The organism is Myxococcus sp. AM011 (genome assembly GCF_013372595.1).
Taxonomy (GTDB): domain Bacteria; phylum Myxococcota; class Myxococcia; order Myxococcales; family Myxococcaceae; genus Myxococcus; species Myxococcus eversor.
The window spans coordinates 1-7,285 of record NZ_JABXEM010000397.1 but is presented as its reverse complement, the minus strand read 5'-3'; the positions used below and the strand labels follow the sequence as shown (position 1 = coordinate 7,285).

The window sequence follows — 7,285 nt, the reverse complement described above, 5'->3', positions numbered from 1 at the left end:
GGCCCGCACCCTCCGCGCCTGTGGCCTCGCCCGGACCTCATGCCGGAGCCACTCCGCTCTCGCGCACCACCGAGCCCGCGCCCAACGTCCGCGTCGTCAACGTCCGCAAGCCGGAGGCCCCACCAGCCCCTGCTGAGTCCGTTGCCGTCGACGACGAGGACTCGCGCTTCTACCCGGAGGAAGCCTCCCCGGGCGGCTGTGCCTCCGGCGACTGCATCCCCGAGCCCGAGGCCTCCGCCGCCGAACCCGAGCCCGAGCCGTCTCCCATCATGGCCGCCGCGCCCGCACCGGCGGCCGCCCGAAGCCGCGACAACCCGAACCTCCCGCTGATTGAGCGATGGCGCGCCGCGGTGGAGAGCGTGAAGGCGAACTCCCTTCGCCATGGCACCGCGCTCGCCAACGGACGGCTCCTGTCGATGAAGGCCGGGGAAATCATCCTCGGCTTCCTGCCCTCCGCGGGCCTTCACCGCATGACGGTCACCGCCGCCGCGGGCAAGGCCGTCATCGACAAGCTCCTCGCCGAGCACTTCGGCCGGGCGGTGAAGCTGTCCTTCCAGGACGTGTCCGCCGACGACACACGGGCCTCGCTCAGCATCGCCGAGCGGGATGCGCAGAGCCGGGCCACCCACGAGAAGAACACCGAGAGCAAGGTGCGCAACCACTCCGCGGTCCGCGCCGTGCTCCTCCGGCTGGGTGGAGAAATCGAGCACATCCAGATCTACGAGCCCGAGCGCCCCTCCGCCGCCTCGCCCGCCGACGCTCCAATCGAAGCTCCCGACGACAGCGCCTGACTTTGTCCCCGCGCAACGGTAGGGTGCGCGCCACACTCCACGCCCGAGCGGACCCATGAAGGGTGCCGCTCCCCCGAGTACCGAGGAAGCACATGCCTGGCGTCGACCTGAACTACTTCATCCGGCAGGCGAACAAGCTGACGGAGAAGATTGAAGAGCGGAAGCAGAAGCTGGCCGATGAGACCGTCGAGGCCAAGGCCGGCGATGGCCGCGTCACTGTCGTGGCCAACGGCATCCAGGAGATCCGCAGCATCAAGATCGACAAGGAAGCCATCGACCCGAACGACACGTCGATGCTCGAGGACCTCATCACCGCCGCGGTGAATGCCGCCCTGGCGAGCAGCCGCCAGCACATGCAGAGCGAGCTGGCCAAAATCTCCGGCGGCATCAAGATCCCCGGCGTTACCTGATACCGGATGACGCCCGATCCGCTGAACCGCCTCGTCGCCCAGCTCGCGAAGCTGCCGGGCATTGGCGAGAAGACAGCCCAGCGCCTCGCGTTCCACATCCTGCGCGCTCCCGGTGAGTACGCCGCGGAGCTGTCGCAGGCCATCCGCGAGGTGAAGGAGAAGGTGCACCTGTGCGTGCGCTGCTTCTCCCTCACCGACGCGGAGACCTGCGGCTTCTGCCGCGACCACCGCCGTGACGACCGCGTGCTGTGCGTCGTGGAGACCTTCGCGGACCTGATGGCGCTGGAGCGCACCCGGGAGTTCAAAGGTCGCTACCACGTCCTGCACGGCGTGCTGTCTCCGCTGGAGGGCATCGGCCCCGAGCAGCTCCGCATCAAGGAGTTGCTGGGGCGCCTCAACGACAGCCAGGTGGAGGAGCTCATCCTCGCCACCAACCCGGACGTCGAGGGCGAGGCCACCGCGCTGTACCTGACGCGCCTGCTCAAGCCCATGGGCCTGCGCGTCACCCGCATCGCCCAGGGCCTGCCCATGGGTGGCGACTTGGAGTTCGCCGACCAGGCCACGCTGGCGAAGGCGCTGTCCGCCCGCCGCGACCTCTGAGCCACGACGCGGCGCCACACTCCGGCGCCGCGCTTCTTCCCACCGCTACCGCGTCAGTCGCCAGGCGAACGGTACCAGCACGTTCACCTCTTCGTCGCGATGCGCGGGGAAGCGCAGCCGCTGCGCCTGGGACTGGAGGCAGCGGCCCACCGCCGTCTCGGCCAGAGGTCCTCGCACGCCCGCGCGCACGGCGCCCGACGAAGCGATGGAGAACTCCACCTGCACCTGCCCCTCGGTGGACGGCAGGTCCGCGCGGTTCTTCTCGAAGCACGCGGTGATGCGCGTGCGTCCCTTCTCCACCACGCGGGTGATGTCCCCCACGCCCAGCGTCACGCGCTTCTTGGCCGGCGGCGCCTTCAGCACCTTCTCGGCCACCTCTTCATCATCCTGTCCCACGGTGCTCGGAAGCGCCGCCTGCGCCCCTACCGTCTCGGGCTTGTCGCCCTCGGGAGCAACACCGGCTGCCTGCTCTGTCGAGCCAACGCCCGACGGGGCGGCCACCGGCGCGGGAGGCGCGGGCACGGGGGCAGGCTCCTGGACCGTCTGCCCCATGTCATTCGCCAGGGGAACCACGGGAGCAGGAACCACCACCTCGCCTCCCGACGCGGGCGCGACGAACTGCCGGTAACCCACGAGCCCCACGCTCGCGAGCAGCAGGCCCCCCGCGAGGCCGACGACGAGCGGCCTCCACCCTCGCGAACGCGGCGCCTCGACGGGCGGAACGGAGTTCTCGGTAGCCGGCGTCTTCGTCGCCGCGGGCACCAGCCCCGAGGACGACGCGGGAGAGCGGGCGCCCCAGCCGCGCGAGGTGGCGACGTCGGTGCTCCCGCCCACGGAGGCCGGAGCGCCCACCACGTTCGTCCCCGTCTCCATCAACCCGGTCGCCTGGGTGACGACACCGAGGGCCGCGGAGAGCGAGGCCAGCGTCGGGATGCGGGTGCGCTCGGTGAAGCGCTCGTCGCCGAAATGCGAGCGCAGGAAGGCGCCAAGCTGCGGCGTGCCCGCGGAGCTCAGGTGCGCGCCGAGGAAGGCCTCCAGGTCCTCGGCGAAGGCCTCCGCCGTGGGGTGACGGTCTTCCGGGAACGGAGCCATCGCCTTGAGGACGATGGCCTCCAGTTCGAGGGGCAGGTCGGGCCGCAGTTCGCGCGGGCGCTTGAACTCGTTGTGCAGCAGCGCGTTGAGCACCGCGAGGTCGTTCTCCCGCGAGAAGGGCCGCACGTGCGTGAGCGCCTCGAAGAGGCTGACGCCGAGCGCGAAGATGTCCGCGCGGCGGTCCACCTCTCCGCCCTTCGCCTGCTCCGGCGCCATGTACATGTACTTGCCCTTCACGACGCCGGTGCGCGTGTTGGCGAGCCTCGACTCGGCCTTGGCGATGCCGAAGTCCAGCACCTTCACCTGCCCCTGGTACGTCAGGTACAGGTTCGACGGAGAGACGTCGCGGTGGACCACGTTCTGCGGCTGCCCCATCTCATTGGCGAACTCGTGCGCGTAGTGCAGCCCGCGCGCCGAATCGATGAGCACCCGCAGCACAATCGGGAACGGCAGGTACTGCCGCCGACGCCCGGCCAGCCGCAGCGTCGTGGAGAAGTCCTCGCCCGCGAGGTACTCCATGCAGATGTAGTAGCAGCCCTCCGTGAAGCCCAGCTCCTGAATCTGGACGATGTTGGGGTGCGCCAGCTTCGCCGCCAGCCGCGCCTCGTCCCGGAACATCTCCACGAAGTCGGGGATGCTCGACAGGTGCGGCAGCATCCGCTTGATGACGACGTTGCGCTCGAAGCCGTCCGCGCCCAGCAGCTTGGCGAGGAAAATCTCGGCCATGCCGCCCTCGGCCAGCTTCCGCACCAGCACGTATGGCCCATACGGGCGCAACAACGGCGGCGGGACTTCCTCGGAGCCGGGATGTGTCGTCTGGGGGGGTGACATCCTCAGGGCCCTCGCTGTCGAAGGGTGCGGACCGTATGGACATCCGGGGCACCAGGACGGGTCATCTTAAACACCAGCACCGGGGGCGCGCCCACTGGCTCCACCCAGGTATCGAACCGGTGCTTGCCGTCCAGGGAGACAGGACGTCCATTGATGGACACGCGCGCATTCACGGGCGCCACGCCCGAGGCCCGGACCTTCTCCGCGGCCTTCTGGCCATTGCGCGGCTGCGACACCAGCAGCATCGGTACTGAGTTGTCGTACACCAGCTCGAGCTTGTTCATGCGTCCCCCCTTCAGTTGCTCGCCCGTCGCCGACAGCGGCGTGACGGACCAGAGGTAGCTGCCCTCTCCCAGCGCGCCCGCGTCCAGCGCCGCGCGGGCCTCCGTCACGGTGCGCTCGGCCACCGGCTTCTCCAGCGCACCCGCCCGGTACACCGCCACCTTGTACCGCGCCGCGGAGGCCTCCTCCGCATAGGTGAACGTCACAGACGGCGGCTTGTCCTGGTAGAAGATGGTCGTCTTCTCCAGTCCCTCGGGCACCACGTTGCGCACGCGGTCCAGGTCTCCGCCGAGCCGCTCGGGACCGAACATCGCATTGCCCTTCACGAGTTCCTGGCCGTCCTTGCCGCGCACCCGCCAGTACAGCGTGCCGCGCGTGGGGGCTGGCACGTTGACGAAGGACTGGAACACCGTGCCGGACAGCAGGGGCCGAGTGAAGGCCGCGTCCGAGGCCACCTCCACCGTCACCTCGCCCTCCTTCTCCCAGCCGAAGGCCACCTCGCGCAGCCCCTGGTGGTAGACCTCCACGCCGTCGCCCGCGCCGAGCAACAGCGGCGCTGGCCCGAGCGCCTCGATGCGCGCCTGGCCCGAGTCGCCCGTCACCATCGCCCGCTCGCCGGCCCGCAGCGGCTGGCGCACGTCCCCGCGCACCAGCGTCACGCGTCCCGTATGCGCATCGACGAGATAGCCCGTCGAGGTGCGCCGCACCGCGAGGCGCGACGCGCCGTCACCCTCCAACGTGAGTCCGGGCAGCACCACGCGGCTCTCGCGTCCCTGCGCGAGCTGGACGCCGAGTCCACCCTGGCGCAGGTCCATGCGGGCCTCGTCCCGGGTGCCCCCCTGCCCCGCGCCCTCCAGCACCATCTCCGCTGACGGACCGAGCGACAACTGAGAGGTCGACCCCTTCAACATCAACTCCGCGGTGCCATTGCCGCGAGTGCGCACGCCATCTCCCGGCGCCAGCACGTCGCCCCCGGCGCGCAGCGGACGCCATCGCTTGGAGTCCTTGCCGCGCAGCTCCGCTCGGCCCGAGCCCACTCGCACCGTCACCTCGATGGGCGCGAGTTCCACCAATCGCGAGCCGCGCAGCAGCAGCTCCGCCCGCCCCGCCGACACCTCGACCGAGTCGCCCTCCGACGCGCGCAGTTGCTTGCCGTCCTTGGACACGAACTCGATGGCGCCCAGCTTCACCTCCACGCGGCCAGAGTCCTTCGTCACCTGCACGCTCACCTCGCTGGGCTCGGAGCCCACGCGCGTGAGACCGAAGGGCGTCAGCAGGGTCAGCGCCACCTTCTTGCCGCTCGGGGGAGTCCCGGCGGGCCGAGCGGGGACACGCGACAGCACGATGCCGCGCTCCACCGTCAGCGCCACGCTCCCCGCCTCTTCACCCAGGCCGACGCGCGCATCGGCGCCCACTTCCACTGAGTGACCGTCCGCGAAGCGCATCGTCGCCGCGCCCGTCGCGCCCGTCTCCAGCGCATCGCCCGAGTACAGCGGTCCTTCCCGCGCGGGGACCTTCTTGCCGCCGCGCTCCACCAGCACCTCGCCGGACAGCCCCTCCAGGCGGGCCAGCTCCACCGCGGGCCCAGCGTCGACCACGGCCGGAGTCTCCGCGACGGGGACGGAGGGTGCCACCGCCTCCTCGTCGCAGGCCGCGACGACGAGCAGGAGGGCCAGGAGACAGGGACGCGCGTTACTCACCGTGGGTGCCTCGGAACGAAACGACGTTGAACAGGGCCCGCGACCAGGGAGACACGTCGCTCACCGCCGCTGCCTTGGGAAGGCATCTACGTCGGAGCGGGCTCGCACGCCATCCACCAGCAGGACCGCGAGCGAGGGTGCACGTGTCGCTCACCGCCGCTGCCTCGGGAAGGCATCTACGTCGGAGCGGGCCCGCGTGCCATCCACCAGCAGGACCACGAGCGAGGGTGCACGTGTCGCTCACCGCCGCTGCCTCGGGAAGAGGTCGACGTTGAAGATGGCCTGCTCTCCATCCTTCAAGGTGACGAGCTTGGTCTGCGACAGGTAGCCGCGCGCGGAGATGGTGATGCGGTAGGTGCCACCCTTCACCTTGAAGGTGAACGCGCCCTTGGCATCCGTGCGCGCCTTCACCTTCGCCTGGGGAATGAGCAGCGTCGCCGCGACGGGCTTTCCGCCCCGGGCACTGCGCACCTGCCCGGTGAGCGTCGCCGGCTCGCCCTTGCGCTCCGAGGCGAGCGGCACGGACAGCTTCGTCTCCTGCCCCGCGACGATGACAGCCGCCTCTTCCGCCACGCGATAGCCCTGCGACTTCGCCACCACGGCCACCGGCCCCGGCGGCAGCGCCTTCACCCACGCCTCGCCCTTCAGGTCCGTGCGCACCTCCACGGCCCCCACCGTCAGCCGCACTCCCGGCAACGGCACCCCATTGCCCGCGCTCACCACCGTAATCTTGAGGCCCCCCGTGGCCGGAGGCACCTTGCGCGCGCGCACCGCCAGCGCCACGCGCCCCCCCTCCTCCACGGTGACTCGACCCTCCGCGGGCTCGTAGCCCTCCGCGCTCACCCGCGCCACGACGTCACCCGGGGGCACCTCCACGTTCTCCAGCGTGCCCCGCGCATCGGCATCGAGCGGCGCGCCCTCCACGCCTTCCGACACCAGCACCACCCGCGCTCCCGACAGCGGTGCCCCCGACTCAGCGTCCAGCACCTGGAGCGACAGCCCTCCCGCCGTCGCCCGCACAGGAAGCGGCGCCAACTCCGGGGCCCGCGCCTCGGGCGCGTCATTCCAGGCCAGCTCCAGCGCGGCGCCCACCCGGCGCATCCGCTGCTCGGACCGCGTCCCATCCGCGAGCGTCACCGTGTCCTGCACGTGCTGGAAGTCCACGAGCAACGTGCCGGACCAGCGCTGCGTCCCCGTCAGCGGGAACAACAACGCGCCCCCCGCGGCGAAGCCCTTCGCCTCCGCCTTCGTCCCCGCCGAGTCGCGCACCGCCAGCGACACCGGCACTTCTCCCCGCGCCTCCACCTCCAACCGGGTGAATAGCGGCAGCCGCAGGCTCCCCGTCACCAACGCCGCGTGCCGCACCCCGCGCGACAGCACCGGCTCCGAGGACACGCCGAAGTGCGGAAGCTGCGCGAAGCCGTAGCCCGCCCCCACCTCCGCCCGCAGCGGCCCCAGCCAGGTGCGCACCTTGGGCCCCACCGACGCACGCAGCAGGCTGCCGCCGGTGATCCGCGACGAGCCCTCCTTGAGATCAAACCCTGTCTCTGATACACATCTGACGCTGCCGACGACTTAA

General features: G+C 70.9%; 5 protein-coding genes and 1 pseudogene. 3 read left to right on the top strand and 3 right to left on the bottom strand.

The window, feature by feature from the left end:
* The 3 genes and pseudogenes from HUW62_RS44395 to recR all read left to right on the top strand — a co-directional run.
* Positions 1-791 (top strand): annotated as a pseudogene (locus HUW62_RS44395) (DNA polymerase III subunit gamma/tau); the annotation flags it as partial.
* 92 nt (positions 792-883) lie between these two features.
* Positions 884-1,201 (top strand): YbaB/EbfC family nucleoid-associated protein, encoded by a 318-nt coding sequence (locus tag HUW62_RS44390; protein WP_163866760.1) that lies wholly within the window; start codon positions 884-886, stop codon positions 1,199-1,201.
* A gap of 6 nt (positions 1,202-1,207) precedes the next feature.
* Complete coding sequence (recR, locus tag HUW62_RS44385; RefSeq protein ID WP_176437889.1) at positions 1,208-1,801, top strand: recombination mediator RecR; 594 nt, start codon at positions 1,208-1,210, stop codon at positions 1,799-1,801.
* A gap of 45 nt (positions 1,802-1,846) precedes the next feature.
* On the opposite strand, the gene HUW62_RS44380 is transcribed toward recR, so the two are convergent.
* From HUW62_RS44380 to HUW62_RS44370, 3 genes are all read right to left on the bottom strand, one after another.
* The gene (locus tag HUW62_RS44380; protein ID WP_163866758.1) at positions 1,847-3,724 is read right to left on the bottom strand and encodes a protein kinase; all 1,878 of its coding nucleotides are present in this window, start codon (positions 3,722-3,724) and stop codon (positions 1,847-1,849) included.
* 2 nt (positions 3,725-3,726) lie between these two features.
* Positions 3,727-5,706 (bottom strand): FecR domain-containing protein, encoded by a 1,980-nt coding sequence (locus tag HUW62_RS44375; protein WP_176437888.1) that lies wholly within the window; start codon positions 5,704-5,706, stop codon positions 3,727-3,729.
* A 240-nt stretch (positions 5,707-5,946) separates the two neighbouring features.
* Positions 5,947-7,176, bottom strand: coding sequence for a collagen binding domain-containing protein (locus tag HUW62_RS44370; RefSeq protein WP_368670633.1), 1,230 nt, complete (start codon positions 7,174-7,176; stop codon positions 5,947-5,949).
* Positions 7,177-7,285: the final 109 nt, after the last annotated feature.

Coding starts and splice junctions, on each gene's coding strand:
- HUW62_RS44380 (WP_163866758.1), bottom strand. CDS start 3,724: ATGTCACCCCCCCAGACGACACATCCCGGCTCCGAGGAAGTCCCGCCG.
- recR (WP_176437889.1), top strand. CDS start 1,208: ATGACGCCCGATCCGCTGAACCGCCTCGTCGCCCAGCTCGCGAAGCTG.
- HUW62_RS44390 (WP_163866760.1), top strand. CDS start 884: ATGCCTGGCGTCGACCTGAACTACTTCATCCGGCAGGCGAACAAGCTG.